Source organism: Xanthomonas sp. F4, assembly GCF_011761895.1.
Window position 1 is genome coordinate 69,021 of sequence record NZ_JAASQX010000005.1, and the last position, 15,835, is coordinate 84,855.

The 15,835-nt window shown below is 69.3% G+C and carries 12 protein-coding genes; 8 read left to right on the forward strand and 4 right to left on the reverse strand.

The features are described from left to right. Positions 1–80 precede the first annotated feature (80 nt). Positions 81–2,822, forward strand: a complete 2,742-nt coding sequence (locus FHR66_RS16125) for a polysaccharide deacetylase family protein (RefSeq protein ID WP_160967157.1) — start codon at positions 81–83, stop codon at positions 2,820–2,822. A 31-nt stretch (positions 2,823–2,853) separates the two neighbouring features. Then, positions 2,854–4,197, forward strand: coding sequence for a tRNA uridine-5-carboxymethylaminomethyl(34) synthesis GTPase MnmE (mnmE, locus tag FHR66_RS16130; RefSeq protein ID WP_160967155.1), 1,344 nt, complete (start codon positions 2,854–2,856; stop codon positions 4,195–4,197). A 33-nt stretch (positions 4,198–4,230) separates the two neighbouring features. Here the strand turns inward: mnmE and FHR66_RS16135 are convergent, their stop codons facing one another. Next, complete coding sequence (locus tag FHR66_RS16135; RefSeq protein ID WP_160967153.1) at positions 4,231–5,136, reverse strand: NmrA family NAD(P)-binding protein; 906 nt, start codon at positions 5,134–5,136, stop codon at positions 4,231–4,233. Positions 5,137–5,312: 176 nt separating this feature from the next. Between FHR66_RS16135 and FHR66_RS16140 the strand changes: the two genes are divergently transcribed. After that, positions 5,313–5,723, forward strand: a complete 411-nt coding sequence (locus FHR66_RS16140; protein WP_456361775.1) for a winged helix-turn-helix transcriptional regulator — start codon at positions 5,313–5,315, stop codon at positions 5,721–5,723. Between the two features lie 239 nt (positions 5,724–5,962). Here FHR66_RS16140 and FHR66_RS16145 read toward each other — a convergent pair whose 3' ends face one another. Beyond that, entirely contained in the window at positions 5,963–6,805 is an 843-nt protein-coding gene (locus FHR66_RS16145; protein WP_160967149.1) for an ABC transporter ATP-binding protein, read from the reverse strand. 135 nt (positions 6,806–6,940) lie between these two features. On the opposite strand from FHR66_RS16145, the gene FHR66_RS16150 reads away from it, so the two are divergent. The 4 genes from FHR66_RS16150 to FHR66_RS16165 all read left to right on the forward strand — a co-directional run bounded on the left by FHR66_RS16150 (position 6,941) and on the right by FHR66_RS16165 (position 11,463). Next, the gene (locus FHR66_RS16150) at positions 6,941–8,137 is read left to right on the forward strand and encodes a DesA family fatty acid desaturase (protein WP_160967147.1); all 1,197 of its coding nucleotides are present in this window, start codon (positions 6,941–6,943) and stop codon (positions 8,135–8,137) included. An 11-nt stretch (positions 8,138–8,148) separates the two neighbouring features. Then, on the forward strand, positions 8,149–8,541 hold the full coding sequence (locus tag FHR66_RS16155; RefSeq protein ID WP_237475321.1) for an EF-hand domain-containing protein: 393 nt from the start codon (positions 8,149–8,151) through the stop codon (positions 8,539–8,541). A gap of 138 nt (positions 8,542–8,679) precedes the next feature. Continuing rightward, a complete protein-coding gene (mutM, locus tag FHR66_RS16160; protein ID WP_160967145.1) occupies positions 8,680–9,492 on the forward strand; it encodes a bifunctional DNA-formamidopyrimidine glycosylase/DNA-(apurinic or apyrimidinic site) lyase in 813 nt (270 codons plus the stop codon). A 366-nt stretch (positions 9,493–9,858) separates the two neighbouring features. Further along, positions 9,859–11,463, forward strand: coding sequence for a glucan biosynthesis protein (locus FHR66_RS16165; RefSeq protein ID WP_160967144.1), 1,605 nt, complete (start codon positions 9,859–9,861; stop codon positions 11,461–11,463). A gap of 228 nt (positions 11,464–11,691) precedes the next feature. Here the strand turns inward: FHR66_RS16165 and FHR66_RS16170 are convergent, their stop codons facing one another. Then, entirely contained in the window at positions 11,692–12,453 is a 762-nt protein-coding gene (locus tag FHR66_RS16170; protein ID WP_160967142.1) for a sel1 repeat family protein, read from the reverse strand. 165 nt (positions 12,454–12,618) lie between these two features. After that, entirely contained in the window at positions 12,619–13,239 is a 621-nt protein-coding gene (locus FHR66_RS16175) for a thymidine kinase (RefSeq protein WP_160967140.1), read from the reverse strand. Between the two features lie 132 nt (positions 13,240–13,371). Between FHR66_RS16175 and rep the strand changes: the two genes are divergently transcribed. Then, a complete protein-coding gene (rep, locus tag FHR66_RS16180; RefSeq protein ID WP_160967138.1) occupies positions 13,372–15,348 on the forward strand; it encodes a DNA helicase Rep in 1,977 nt (658 codons plus the stop codon). Positions 15,349–15,835 lie beyond the last annotated feature (487 nt).

Genomic DNA, 15,835 nt, shown 5'->3' on the forward strand with positions numbered 1-15,835 from the left:
CCGGCGGGCGTTGCGCATGCGGCCGGGGAAGGCGCCGGCACATGCGTTTTCCGCATCGCCTTGCTCGCGAGTCCGTGGTCATGCGCAAGCGCCGTCGTCCGTTGTCGCCGTCCATGGCCGTGATCGGCCTGCTCGTGTTGGCCCTGGCCGCCTGCCAGCGCCAGCCTGCGAGCAGCGAGGCCACTGCCGCCAAGCCCGCGGCGCCCGCCCCGACGATCGCCATCCCCGGCTCGCCGGCGTTGCAGTCCCAGGCGACGGCGCTGCTGCAAGGCCTGCAGGCGCAGCTGGCGGCGCAGCGCAAGATCATCGTGCTGCTGGCCGACGAGGCCAAGCAGTCGCCGGCCGACCGGCAAACCTCCAGCAGCGTCGGCCAGCAGCTGTTCCACGAGGGCCTGGAGCGCCGCGAGGCGCTGGCCAAGCAGTTCGATGCGCTGCTGGCGCTGCCGAACCCGCAGCGCTTCGCCGCGGTCGGCAGCCTGCTGGACTACGTCGAATCGGCGCCGGACCTGTACGACGCCGACCGCCTGGCGTTCCGCGAGGTCCTCGCCGACTGGCAGCTGCGCATCGGCAAGGACTCCTCGCTGCCGGCGATCAAGCTGCACCAGCGCATCGGCGAGGACCTGGAAGCGCTCGACGAGATCGAGCGCACCTACAACCGCGAGATCACCGCGATCTTCAGCCGCTTCGACCGCACCCGCGCGATCGTGCAGAAGCGCGAGAAGTGGGAGGACTACGTCGCCCACCTCGGCACGCTGTACACGCGCGAGGCGATCCTGCGCGACTACGGCGTGATCACCCCGTATCCGATGTCGATGAAGGACAGCGACCGCGAGGTGTTCGGCCGCGACCTGCCGCCCAAGACCGTGGTGCTGAGTTTCGACGACGGCCCGCATCGCGAGTACACCGACGAGATCGTGGCCATCCTCAAGCGCTACGACGTGCCGGCCACGTTCTTCGAAGTCGGCCGCAACCTGGGCAAGCTCGAAGCGGACGGCAAGGTCGATCTGTCGCCGCTGGCCAGCGTCAGCCGCAGCCTGATGGAGCAGGGCTACACCGTCGGCAACCACAGCCTGACCCACGCGCAACTGTCCAAGGAAACCGGCGCCGCGCTGCGCAGCCAGATCCTCGACACCGACCGCATGCTGCGCGCGGTCGACGCCAAGCGTGCGCCGCTGTTCCGCTTCCCCTACGGCGCGCGCAACGCCGAGGGCATGCAGATCCTCGGCGAGGCCGGCCTGAAGTCGGTGATGTGGAACGTGGATTCGCTGGACTGGGCCGATCCGGTGCCCGAATCCATCGTGCAGCGCGTGCTCGAGCAGGTCGGTCGCGAGCAGCGCGGCATCCTGCTGTTCCACGACATCCACGAACGCACGGTCAAGGCGCTGCCGCAGATCCTGGACCGGCTCAGCGCCGACGGCTACCAGTTCGCCGCCTGGAACGGGCGCGACTTCAGCGTGGCGCGCGCGGCCAGCAACGCCGCCGCACCGGCGGTGACCAGCGGCTACGACAAGTCCTGGGCCATCGTGATCGGCATCGACGACTACGCGCACTGGCCCAAGCTGCAATACGCGGCCAACGACGCGCAGGCCATCGCGCAGACGCTGACCGGCAGCTTCGGTTTCCCGTCGTCGCAGGTGATCGTGCTGAAGAACCAGGAGGCCACCCGCAACAACATCCTGGCCGCCTTCCATGACCGCCTGGCGCATGGCGGCGTTGGCAAGAACGACCGCGTGTTCGTGTTCTTCGCCGGCCATGGCGCAACGCGCAAGCTGGCCTCCGGACGCGACCTCGGCTACATCGTGCCCGCCGACTCGGATCCGGCGCAGTTCGCCACCGACGCGATTCCGATGACCGAGATCCAGGACATCGCCGAAAGCCTGGAAGCCAAGCACGTGCTGTTCGTGATGGACGCGTGCTACAGCGGCCTGGGCCTGACCCGCGGCGGTGGCACCAGCGCCTACCTGCGCGAGAACGCGCGGCGCATCGCCCGGCAGATGCTCACCGCCGGCGGCGCCGACCAGCAGGTCGCCGATAGCGGCCCCAACGGCCATTCGGTGTTCACCTGGGTGCTGCTGCAGGCGCTGTCGGGCAAGGCCGACCTCAACGGCGATGGCCTGATCACCGGCACCGAACTGGCCGCGTACGTGGCGCCGGCGGTGTCGAGCATCTCGCAGCAGACGCCCGCGTTCGGCAGCCTGCCCGGTTCGCAGGGCGGCGAGTTCGTGCTGCAGGTGCCGGAGGGCGAAGAGTTCCTCACCTCCAGCACGCAGCAACTGTCCTCGGCGGCGATCGCGATGAACGATCGCGTCGATGCGGCCGCGCCGGCGTCGACCGCGACGCCGAACGCCAGCACCAGCAGCGCCGCCGCGCCGGCCGCCCCGTCCAAGCCGGCAGTGGTGGTCAAGGACCTGCAGGGCGGCGAACGGCCGCTGGCGGTGCCGGTGGCGGCCGGTCCAGTGTCAGATCGGCAGCGTGCGCAGCGCGCCAACGACCGCGGCCTGCAGCTGTACAAGGAGAAGCGCTACGACGAGGCCGAAGCGCAGTTCACCGAGGCGCTGAAGCTGCGCCCGGACTTCGCGCTGGCGGCCAACAATCTCGGCTTCATCTACTATCGCCAGGGCAAGTTCGCGCAGGCCGTGCGCTGGCTGGAGAACACGCTGAAGATCGATCCCTCGCGCGCGGTGGCCTACGTCAACCTGGGCGACGCCTACCGCCAGTTGGGCGATGCGACCAAGGCCAAGCGCGCCTTCGAGACCTACCTGGAACTGCAACCCAACGGCGCGTCGGCGGCTTACGTGCGCGGCCAGTTGCAGACGCTGTAATCCACCGCGCTATCGACCTGCTGCCTCCGCCATGCCGTCTCCCGCCATCGCCACCATCGCCGCCATCGCCACCGCTCCTGGTGCGGGCGGTGTCGGCGTGGTCCGCGTGTCCGGTCCGGCGGCCGCGGCCATCGCCGATGGGCTTGGCCTGGGCGCCTTGATGCCACGCAGCGCGCGCTACGCGCGCTTTCGCGACGCGCACGGCGAGATCGTGGACGACGGCATCGCGCTGTGGTTTCCGGGGCCGCGCAGCTTCACCGGCGAAGACGTGCTGGAACTGCAGGCGCACGGCAGCCCGGTGCTGCTGCGGCACCTGGTGGCGCGCTGCTGCGAACTCGGCGCGCGGCCAGCGCGCCCAGGCGAGTTCAGCGAGCGCGCCTTCCTCAACCGCAAGCTCGACCTGGCCCAGGCCGAGGCGATCGCCGACCTGATCGCTGCCGGCGACCTGCGTGCGGCACGCGCGGCACGACGCTCGCTGGACGGGGTGTTCTCGCGTCGCGTCGACGAGCTGGCCGAACAGCTGATCCGCCTGCGTATCCACATCGAGGCGGCGATCGATTTCGCCGACGAGGCGCTGGACACGCTGGGCGGCGAGCAGGTCCGCGCCGGCCTGGCGCAGGCGCGCGCGGACCTGGCGCAACTGCGTGCCGACGCCGAACGCGGCCGGCGCCTGCGCGATGGCCTGCACGCGGTGCTGGTCGGCCCGCCGAACGCCGGCAAGAGTTCCCTGCTCAACGCGCTGGCCGGCAGCGATCGCGCCATCGTCACCGACATCGCCGGCACGACCCGCGACACCTTGCACGAGACCGTGCGCCTGGACGGCGTGGAACTGACCCTGGTCGACACCGCCGGCCTGCGCGAGGGTGGCGATGCGATCGAGCGCGAGGGCATGCGCCGCGCGCGCCAGGAACTGCAGCGCGCCGACCTGGCGCTGATCGTGCTCGATGCGCGCGAGGCCGAGGCCGGCCATGCGGCGATCGCCGACGCCATCGCCGACGTGCCGCAGCGCCTGTGGATCCACAACAAGAGCGACCTGCTCGCCACCGTGCCCGTGGCCAGCGCCGAGCGCGTCTATGTCTCCGCCGCGACCGGGAGCGGCCTGGAGCAACTGCATGCGCAGCTGCGTGCGATCGCCGGCGCCGTGGCCGGCGAGGGCAGCGACGGCGAGTTCTCCGCGCGCGCCCGCCACGTCGATGCGCTGCAGCGTGCCGCGACTCATGCCGATGCGGCGGCGGCCGAACTGCAGCACGAACGCCTGGAACTGGCCGCCGAGGAACTGCGCCTGGCCCATGCCGCGCTCGGCGAGATCGTCGGCACGCTCAGCGCCGACGACCTGCTCGGGCGGATCTTCTCCAGCTTCTGCATCGGCAAGTAGCGCGCACCTGCGTGCGCGCGCCGCCGAATTCGCTTACGGCTTCAACGCCGCCAATTGCGTCCGCTGATCCTGCAGCCACTGTTCGAACGGCAGCGGCGCCTGCCCGGTCAGCGCCTGGTAGTCGCCGGTGACGGTGGCGACGCGACCGGCGGCGGTGTTGGTGTCGAACGAGGCATAGATGCGTGCGACCGGCTCGGGCAGGCCGGCGCCGACCATGCCCTGCACCAGGCCCTCGACCGGTACCGGCACCACCTGGATCTGTACGTCCAGCACCTGCGCGACCAGCGCGGCGATGTCGGCGGTGGTGTAGGCGCGCGCACCGCTGAGGGTGAGCGTGCGCTTGCCGTCGCCGCTGGCCAGGGCGACCGCGGCGGCGCGGGCCAGGTCGTCGCGGGCGATGTGGGCGATGCCGCCGTCGCCGGCCGCGCTGTACCAGTGGCCCGAGGCCAGCACCGGCGGCAGGCTCATGAACAGGTTCTCGAAGTACCAGTGGTTGCGCAGTACGGTCCAGGCGGGCAGGGCGCTGGCGGCCAGGCTGTCCTCGGTGCCGGCGTGATCGGCAGCCAGCAGCAGCGGCGAGTCGTGCGGTTCCGGGCACGACGTGTAGACCAGGTGGCCGACGCCGGCGCGTTCGGCGGCGGCGATCGCGGCCTGGTGCTGCTGCAGGCGGTGGCCGGCGCGGTCGAGCGCGTCGGTGCTGATCAGCAACACACGGCCGGCGCCACGGAACGCGGTGTCGAGCGAGGTGGCGTCGTCGAAATCGCCGTGGCGCACGTCGACGCCGCGCGCGGCCCAGGCGGCCAGGCGTTCGGGCTGGCGGGTCATCGCCACGACCCGCGACGGCGCCACCTTGAGGGTGTCGAGCAGGTGCGCGAGCACGCGCTGGCCGAACTGGCCGCCAGCGCCGGTGACGAGCAGGGAATCGGAAGATGCGGACATGACAGGTCTCCTGAGGAAAGGGAGGCGTCGCAGGACGCCATGGTCTGGAAAAGGAACCTGGTCTATCCTAGAGACCTTGGCCGGGCTGTAAAGACGGCACTTTTTCCGCCCCTGATTACCTCGAGGTAACCACCATGGATCGCGTCTTGCCGTCGGTCGCCGCCGTCGACGGATTGATGAGCCAGCAACTGCAGGACCACCAGCGCGCCGGCATGGCCATCGACCAGTGCCCGGTGCGCGACGTGCTGGCGCAGATCGGCGACAAGTGGAGCACCCTGTTCGTGATGCTGCTGGCCGAACGCCCGCACCGCTTTGGCGAACTGCGCCGCGCGGTGCCGGACATCTCCCAGCGCATGCTCACTCAGACCCTGCGCGACCTGCAGCGCGAAGGGCTGGTCGCTCGCGAGGTGCTGCCGACGGTGCCGCCTGGGGTGGAGTATCGGCTTACCCCGCTAGGGCAGTCGCTGAGCGTGGTGCTGGCGCCGCTGGTGCGTTGGGCCGCCGACCATCACGCGCAGATCCGCGGCGCGCGCGCCGCGTTCGAAGCAGACGCACCGGCGCGAGGATCGAGCGCGGCGTTTGCCTGAGCGCATTCGGCACGGTTACCGGAACTCCCGATGACGGTGGACGTCCCGCGTGTGGAAGCGGCTTCGGGGCGGCTCTAACCAACGACGAAAGGCCATCTGTAGGAGCGGCTTCAGCCGCGACGGGCATTCCCGGTAACGCCTGTCGCGGCTGAAGCCGCTCCTACAGACATTCCCGCATCACCTGCGACATTGCGCAGACCGCAAGCCCGCGGCCCCGAGGGTTCGTGGGCTTGCGCGGATCAGCCCTCCGCAACCACCCGCGCGCTATAGCTGTCGCCATCGCGCTGCACCCGCACCGGTCCGCCGAACACCGCCGACAGCGGCGCATCGGCCAGAAGTTCCTCGCGCGTGCCGTCGGCGTACACCTGGCCCTCGCGCAGCAGGATCACCCGCGCGATCTCCGGCACGATCTCCTCGATGTGGTGGGTGACCAGCACCAGGGTGATGCCCTGGCGGGCGAGGTCGCGCATCGTTGCCAGCAGGTGCTCGCGTGCGATCAGATCCAGGCCGGTGCTGGGTTCGTCCAGCAGCAACGCCTGCGGCCGGTTGACCAGGGCGCGCGCGATCAGCACGCGGCGGGTCTCGCCGGCCGACAGCTCGGCGTAGGCGCGCCGCAACAGCGGCAGCGCGTGCGCGGCCTGCAGCGCCTCGCGCGCCCGCGCCCGCATCGCGTCGGTCACCTCGCGGTGCGGCGGCACCACATAGCTGGCGAAGAATCCGGACAGCACCGCACTTTCTACGTCCAACCCGGGCATGTCGGCGAGATTGACGCTGAGGTCGCCGCTGACGATGCCCAACTGGCTGCGCAGCCGATCCACCTGCCAGCGGCTCTGCCCGAGCACCCGCACCGCCGGTTCTTCGCCGGCGCGGGCTAGCGGGTACAGCTCGCGGGTGATCAGTTTGATGAACGAGGATTTGCCGCAGCCGTTCGGGCCGAGGATGGCGGTGTGCTGGCCGAGCGCGATGCGCAGGCTCAGCGCGTGCAGCACGCGGACCTGGCCGCGGATCACGCTGGCGCGGTCCAGTTCGATCAACGGCGCGGCCGCTGGCACGGGGGTTGCTTGGGAAGAGGCGGCTGACATGGAACCGACACCGTTCTGTGACCGGAAGCGCTTGGCGGCTGAATACCATACGCGAGCGCCGGGTGAAGTTTGCCCGCACAACCCCCATCATGTCGTCATCCCCTCACGCCGTCTTACGCTCTGGAGCTTCTGGCAATGTTCGACGCGATCCTCGACTTCCTTGGCAACGGCCTGCTCGGCGTCGGCTGGTGGGGCATGCTCGCCGTGCTGCTGCTGTTCACCCAGCTCACCATCTTCGCGGTGACCCTGTACCTGCACCGCAGCCAGGCGCATCGCGGCGTGGATTTCCATCCGCTGCTGTCGCACTTCTTCCGCTTCTGGACCTGGTTCACCACCTCGATGATCACCAAGGAGTGGGTGGCGATCCATCGCAAGCACCACGCCAAGGTCGAGACCGAGGAAGACCCGCACAGCCCGCAGACCAAGGGCATCGCCCGCGTGTTCTGGCGCGGCGTGGAGCTGTACCGCGAAGCGCGCACCCAGCGCGGCGACATCGAGCAGTACGGCAAGGGCGCGCCGGACGACTGGATCGAGCGGCACCTGTACACCCCGTACGCCAATCTGGGGCCGGTGGCGCTGTTCGCGTTCAACTTCGCGCTGTTCGGCCTGCCCGGCATCGCGCTGTGGGCGCTGCAGATGGCCTGGATTCCGTTCTGGGCCGCTGGCGTGATCAATGGCCTGGGCCACTGGTGGGGCTACCGCAACTTCGAGTCCGCCGACACCTCGACCAATCTCACGCCGTGGGCGCTGTGGATCGGCGGCGAAGAACTGCACAACAACCACCATGCCTTCCCGAGCTCGGCGCGCTTCTCGATGCGTCGCTGGGAACTGGACATCGGCTGGATCGCGATCCGCGCACTGGCCGCCTTGCGCCTGGCCAAGATCCTGCGCGTGGCGCCGACCCTGGACGTGCGCCCGAACATCGCCGTGCCCGACGCCGACACCCTGCGCGCGCTGCTGTCGCACCGCTTCCAGGCGATGACCGATTACCAGCGCAACGTGTTCACCCCCGCGCTGAAGGAAGAAGCCGCGCAGGCCGGCGCCAAGCTGCGCAAGCTGCTGCCGCGGCGCCTGCGCAAGGGCCTGGTCGACGACGGCCGCTGGCTCAAGCCCGACGCCCGCGAACAACTGCAGCACTGGGTGGCGCAGCGCCCGCGCATGCGCACGCTGGTCGAGCACCGCGCACGCCTGGCGGCCCTGCTGGAAGCCCGCACCCACGACGCCAGCGAACGCCTCAAGCACTTGCAGGCTTGGTGCCACGACGCCGAAGCCAGCGGCATCGCCGCGCTGCAGGCGTACGCGGCGCGACTGAAGGGCTACGCCCTGGCATGAGTCGCGGCGCAATGCCTACTCAGCCGAACGAACGCCGCCTCGCGCGGCGTTCGTCGTTGAGGGCCGGGCTGGCGGCGGGCATCGCCTGCGTCCTCTTCGCCGGCAGCGTCGCCAACGCCGAGGCGCAGGCCATCGACAGTACCGCCAGCTACCTGCAGCGCATGGACCGTGACGGCGACGGCCGCGTCAGCCTGGACGAATACCTGGCCTGGATGAGCTACGCCTTCGACGCGCGCGACCTCGACCACGACGGCGTGCTCAGCCCCGCCGAACTGCCCGGCGGCCGCGGCCCGCCGATCACCCGCGCGCAACACATCGCCACCCTGACCGCCCGTTTCCGCAAGCAGGACACCAACGGCGATGGCTACCTCAGCGCGCGGGAGCTGGCGGCGCCGCCGCAGTGAGCAAGGCCGTGTCGCCACACGCGCTGTGCGTTCCGTCGCGCAGCGCGCGGAGTGTCTGCTCAACAATCCCCAGCTTCAGCAGAAGCGCACCTCGCGCCCGCTAAGCTTGTCCATCTACCTGCGACATTCGACGAACCCATGCCCGAACTCCCCGAAGTCGAAACCACCCGGCGCGGCCTGGAGCCGCATCTGTCGGGGCGGCGCATCCATGGGGTGATCCTGCGGCGGCCGGATCTGCGCTGGCCGATTCCACCGGAGGTGGCGGAGCAGTTGCCGGGGCAGCGCATCGACGGCATTCGCCGGCGTGCCAAGTATCTGTTGCTGGATACCGCGGTCGGCAGTGCGCTGCTGCATCTGGGCATGTCCGGCAGCCTGCGCGTGCTGCCCGGCGACACGCCACCGCGGGCGCACGACCACGTCGACATCAGCCTGGAAGACGGCCGCGTGCTGCGCTTCAACGACCCGCGCCGGTTCGGCTGCCTGCTGTGGCAGGCGCCGGGCGAGACCCATCCCTTGCTCGCCGAACTGGGGCCGGAGCCGCTGTCGGATGCGTTCGACGGCGATCATCTGTTCCGGCTCAGCCGCGGCCGCACCGCGCCGGTCAAGACCTTCCTGATGGATCAGCGCATCGTGGTCGGGGTGGGCAACATCTACGCCGCCGAGAGCCTGTTCCAGGCCGGCATCAGTCCGCTGCGCGAAGCCGGCGAGGTCTCGCGTGCCCGCTATGCGCGTCTTGCCGAGGCCGCCAAGGCGATCCTGGGCTATGCGATCCAGCGCGGCGGCACCACCCTGCGCGATTTCATCAGCCCGGACGGGGCGCCGGGCTACTTCGAGCAGGAACTGTCGGTCTATGGCCGCGAGGGCGAGGCCTGCAAGCGCTGCGGGCGCACGCTGCGCCATGCCAGCATCGGTCAGCGCGCCAGTGTCTGGTGCAGCCACTGCCAGCGCTGAGCGATGAGCCTGACGCAGGCGGTTCGGCGCCTGCGGAGCACCTCCAACAACGCGGTTTTGTGGCGGCGCAGCGAGCCATGCCGTCGCGACCGTGAGGGCGATTTCGGCCACGACATACATTCGCGGTAACGCGTCGGCTCAAGCGCCTCTATCAGTGGCTTTCTCGCGTTAGTAGACGCTCCCCTAGACGCCTTGCCCGCTCCCCGCGTTGTCGCCGCCGACGCGGTTGGGTGGGAAAGCTATATCGCCAGCAGCAGTGCGTCGGCTCCGGCGCGTCTGCGCCTGGGATGCATCCGGTGAGCCCATCACCGCCGCCTTCGGCGCCGCTTGTCTATCATGGGCATCCTCTTTCGTTTCGGTCCGGCCATGCAACGACGCGATTTCCTCAAGAACGCCGCCGCCGCCTTCGCCGCCATGGGCTTGCCGGCGATGCCGATGCTCGGCCAGGCCGCTCCTGCGGTGGGCCTGCGCCGCCTGGGCAAGCCGCAACCGTTCGACTACGCCTGGCTCAAGGGCCACGCGCGGGCCATGGCCGATGCGCCGTACCAGAGCCACAAGCGGGTGCTGCCGGCGCCGGTGGAGGCGTTGACCTGGGACCAGTACCAGTCGATCCGCTACCGCCAGGACCACGCGCTGTGGGCGGCCGACCAAGGCCCGAAGTTCCAGGCCAAGTTCTTCCACCTGGGGCTTTACTTCAAGACGCCGGTGCACATGTTCGACCTGGTCGACGGGCAGGCGCAGGAACTGGCCTACGACAGCGCGGCGTTCGACTACGGCAGCAGCGGGCTGAAGGGCGCGCACCTGCCCAAGGAACTGGGCTTCGCCGGTTTCCGCCTCAACACCAAGCAGGACACCGAGCGCGACTTCGCCGCGTTCCTCGGCGCCAGCTACTTCCGCGCGGTGGGCAAGGAGGGCCAGTACGGGCAGTCGGCGCGCGGGCTGGCGATCGATACCGGTACCGGCGGCCCGGAGGAATTCCCGGATTTCATCGCCTACTGGCTCGAGCAGCCCCAGGCCGGGTCGGACACGGTGGTGGTGTACGCGCTGCTGGATTCGCCCAGCGTCGCCGGCGCCTACCGCTTCGCCATCACCAACGGCGACGTGCTGCTGATGGACATCGACAGCGCGCTGTATCCGCGCAAGACCATCGAGCGCCTGGGCCTGGGTCCGTGCACCAGCATGTACCAGGTCGGCGAGAACGACCGCCGCATGGATTGGGACTGGCGCCCGGAGATCCACGACACCGATGGCCTGGCGATGTGGACCGGCGGCGGCGAGTGGATCTGGCGGCCGCTGTGCAATCCGCCGCACCTGCGCTTCAACATGTTCGTCGACGACAATCCACGCGGCTTCGGCCTGCTGCAGCGCGACCGCAACTTCGATCACTACCAGGACGACGGCGTGTTCTACGAGAAGCGCCCGTGTCTGTGGGTGGAGCCGAAGCAGGGTTGGGGCAAGGGTTCGGTGCAACTGGTGGAGATCCCCACCGTCGACGAGACCTTCGACAACATCGTCGCGTTCTGGAATCCGCAGGACAAGCCGCAACCGGGCCAGGAGCTGCTGTTCGGCTACCGCCTGTACTGGGGCGCGCAGCCGCCGGCGTCCTCGCCGCTGGCGCATTGCGTGGCCACCCGCACCGGCCTGGGCGGCGTGGTCGGGCAGAAGCGCCACTACTTCTCCTGGCGCTTCGCGGTGGATTTCGCCGGTGGCGAACTGGCCAAGCTGGGCAAGGAGAAGGACGCCAAGGTCGAGGTGGTGCTGCAGCTCAACCGCGGTCGCACCGAAATCGTCTCGGCCCGGCCGCTGCATGAGATTGCCGGCTACCGCGCGATGTTCGACGTGGTGCCGCCGGACGACGGCAGCGAGCAGATCGACATTCGCCTGTACCTGCGCAGCGGCGAGCGCCCGCTGACCGAGACCTGGCTGTATCAGTGGACGCCGCCGCCGGTGGCCGAGCGCAAGTTGTACTGAGGAGGCGCGCGTACGTGGTGCCGAGGCTTGGCATCGGCGCGTGGACGTTCATCCCGGGAGGCGCGGCGATGCGATGTCGTCGCGCTTTGCTCGTCGGGACTGAAGTCCCTCCCACAAGGGGGATTGCACTCGGTCGAGAGAAACGCGCAGCCGCGCCTGCAAAGCAGGGCGATACACCGAACGCCTCCCGTGGGAGGGACTTCGGTCCCGACGCTGTCCGCCTCGCACTCAGTGCTTGGCCGGTTCCTGCGGCGGTGGCGGCGCGCCTTGCGTGCTGATGTCCTCGACATCGCCGATGTCGACCCGGCCCGGTGTGCGGCCGTCCCACACCTGGTCCTGCAGCTTCCAGTACGCGCTCGGTTCCCAGAACTGCTTGGCGTAGAACACTTCCGGATCGATGCTGCCGCCGCGCGGGCCGTTGATCGACAGCGGGCCGGCCGCGCCGGAGTGGCCGAGCAGGCCGCCGGTGCTGCGCATCGCTTCGCGCCGCAGCACCGCTTCCTGGCGCGGCTTGGCGACCTGGTCGCCGTACTCGGCCAGCATCGACTTGTCGAGCTTGGCCGCGCGCTTGCGCTCGTCCGGGGTCAGCTGATTCCAGTACTCCATCTTGCGCGCGCCGAACTGGTCGTAGCCGCGCTCGGCGGCCAGCGCCATCCACAGGAAGCCCATCGTGTGGTCGGCGGCGCCGCCCTGGCCTTCCCAGTACATCTCGCCCAGCCGTGCCTGCGACGGCTTGTCGGCATAGCGCGCGGCCAACTGGTACTGCTTCCTGGCCTCGGCGTAGTCGCCCTTCTTGTCGGCGCGGATGCCGGCGCGACGATAGAACAGATCCAGGTGCGCCTCGAGGAAGCCGTCGGTCAGCACCTGCGCCGGGATGTCCTGGAAGGTGTGGTCGCCCGGGGCCGCTGCGGCCTGGCCGGGCAGGGCGAGCAGCAGGGCACAGGCCAATGCGGTGCCGCTGCCGGCAAAAAATCCTTTCAACGAAAGCATATTCCTCATCCCATGAGTGCGATCGGCGCGATTCTAGGCATGCCGCCGGGGCGCGCTCCATAGACTGATGGCATAGGAACAGAAGCGGGTACGGTACGCGTCAGCCACGGTTCATTGCATGCGGACGCGATGCACCAGCGCGGTGCGTCAGTGGTGACATTCGGGTTACAGCGGCAGGGCGATCTGCAGCGGATCGATGCGGCCTTCGCCGCGCATGATCTTCTTGAACTCGGGGCGGCTGACCGACACGTAGCGCTCGTTGCCGCCGATCTCCACCTGCGGGCCGTCCTGCACCGCATGGCCGTTCTCGTCCACGCGCACGGTCATCGTCGCCTTGCTGCCGGTGTGGCAGATGGTCTTGATCTCCTGCAATTCGTCGGCCCAGGCCAGCAGGTACTGGCTGCCCTCGAACAGCTCGCCGCGGAAATCGGTGCGCAGGCCGTAGCACAGCACCGGGATGCGCAGCCGGTCGACCACTTCGCTGAGCTGCCAGACCTGCGCGCGGCTGAGGAACTGCGCCTCGTCCACCAGCACGCAATGCAGCGGGCCGTGGCTGGCGATGTCGGCTTCGATGGTGGCCAGCAGATCGGTCTCGGCGCCGAAGCCCATGCCGTCGGCGCGCAGGCCGATGCGCGAGGCGACCACGCCGGTGCCGGCGCGGTGGTCCAGCCGCGGCGTCAGGATCGCCGTGCGCATGCCGCGCTCGCGGTAGTTGTGCGCCGACTGCAGCAGCGTGGTGGTCTTGCCGGCGTTCATCGCCGAATAGTAGAAGTACAGTTTCGCCATGCCACAGATTCTAGCGCGGCGGCCGCGCACCCCGGCCGCCAGGCGGATCGCGAACCGGTTCAGCGCCGGCGCGGCGGTGGGGCGTCGGCGCCGGCCGGCGCCCGTTACAATGCGCGGCCAAGGGAAGTCTTCATGCACGGTCTCAATCCTCCCCAACGCGCCGCGGTCCTGCATTGCGAGGGTCCGTTGCTGGTGCTGGCCGGCGCCGGCAGCGGCAAGACCCGCGTGATCGTGGAAAAGATCGCGCATCTGATCGCCAGCGGCCGCTATCCGGCCAAGCGCATCGCCGCCATCACCTTCACCAACAAGTCGGCCAAGGAAATGCGCGAACGCGTGGCCAAGCGCATCCGCAGCGAGGCCGCCGACGGCCTGACCATCTGCACCTTCCACGCCCTGGGGCTGAAGTTCCTGCAGATCGAACACGCCGCGGTGGGGTTGAAGCGCGGCTTCTCGATCTTCGACGCCGACGATGCCGCCGCGCAGATCAAGGACCTGATGCCGGGGGCCAAGCCCGATGCCATCGAGGACGCCAAGAACCTGATCTCGCGCGCCAAGAACGCCGGGCTGTCGCCGGAGCAGGCAATGGCGGCGGCGCGCAGCAACCGCGAGCAGGAAGCGGCCAGCCTGTACGAGCGCTACCAGGCGCGGTTGAGCACCTTCAACGCGGTGGACTTCGACGACCTGATCCGCCTGCCGGTGCAGGTGCTGGAGGAGAACGAGGACATCGTGATGGCCTGGCGAGAACGCATCGGCTACCTGCTGGTGGACGAAAGCCAGGACACCAATGACGCGCAGTACCGGCTGCTGAAGATGCTGGCCGGCCCGCGCGGCAACTTCACCTGCGTGGGCGACGATGACCAGAGCATCTACGCCTGGCGCGGCGCCAACCCGGAAAACCTGATGCAGATGGGCCGCGACTATCCGGCCCTGCAGATCATCAAGCTGGAACAGAACTACCGCTGCTCCAACCGCGTGCTGCGCGCGGCCAATGCGTTGATCGCGCACAACCCGCACGAGCACCTGAAGACGCTATGGAGCGACCAGGCCGACGGCGAGCGCATCCGCGTGTGGGAGTGCCGCGACAGCGAGCACGAGGCGGAGAAGGTGGCCGCCGAGATCGCCTACCTGGGCACCGCCAAGCAGGTGCCGTGGAGCGACTTCTGCATCCTGTTCCGCGGCAATTTCCAGTCGCGGCCGCTGGAAAAGGCGCTGCAGATCGCCGGCGTGCCGTACCACATCACCGGCGGCACCGCGTTCCTGGAGCGGCAGGAGGTCAAGGACGTGCTGTCCTGGCTGCGCCTGTTGGTCAATCCCGACGACGACGCGGCGTTCCTGCGCGCGGTGCAGGCGCCCAAGCGCGAGGTCGGCGCGACTTCGCTGGCCAAGCTGGCCGAGCTGGCCTCGGCCAAGCACCTGCCGATGTCGCGCGCGGCCGAGTCGGTGGGCGCGCTGCAGCAGTTGCCGCCGCGCGCGGCCAACGGCCTGAGCGATTTCGTCGACATCCTGCACGAATTGCGCGCGGCCTCGACCACGCTGTCCTCGGCCGACGTGGTGCGCCAGCTCGCCGAGCAATCCGGGCTGATCCGCGAACTGCGCCATCAGTGCAAGGACGAAGCGAGTTTCCAACGCCGCCGCGGCAACCTGGAGGAACTGGCCAAGTGGTTCGAGGGCGGCCCGCGCGGCGCCACCGTCGGCGACCTGGCCGCGCAGCTAGCGCTGCTGTCGCGCAACGACAAGGACGACGGCGGCAACCAGGTGCGGATGATGACCATGCACGCGTCCAAGGGCCTGGAGTTCCGCTACGTGTTCATCGTCGGCTGCGAGGACGGCGTGCTGCCGCACGAGGTCAGCCTCGAAGAGGGCAACCTGCAGGAAGAGCGACGCCTGCTGTACGTGGGCATCACCCGCGCCAAGGAGCAGCTGTGGATGAGCTACAGCAAGCTCACCCGCAAGTTCGGCGAGCACATCCGGCTCAAGCCCAGCCGCTTCTTCGACGAGATCCCGGCCGAGGAAATGCAGCGCGACGGCGCCGACCCGGTGGCCGATGCGGCGCGCAAGAAGGAGCGCGCCAATGCGGGGTTGGCGGCGATCCAGGCGTTGTTTGATTGAGAGCCGGGATTGGGGAATCGGGATTGGGGATTCGTAACGGCGGTGTTGCGTTGCGCTGCGGCCGCCGCGGTTGGAATGTGCTCCGCGGGTAGGACACCCTGTTGCCTTCTCCCACTGGGACCACGGCCCCCTTTTCGGGGGAAGGTGCCCCGCAGGGGCGGATGAGGGTACGGGCGAAGCCTCGTGCACTCGCACGCTGCGGGTCGCTTCGCGACGTACCCTCACCCCAACCCCTCTCCCGGGGGGAGAGGGGCTCGATTGCGGGCGCTCGCATACTGTCCGTGGTGTGCAGGGTTGCGGGCCTCCTGCCAAGCGCGTTCTCCCTGCCGTGGGATTGCTTGTTTCTTTCGTCGCGGCAGAAACACGCGCGGCTCCTGCCGAGGCTTGCGGAGCACATGGTCAACCCACTTGTGGGAGGGACTTCAGTCCCGACGCAGTGCGGTGTGCCGTAGCCAGTCGCGCCGCATCGCGGCGGCAGCCATCTCGA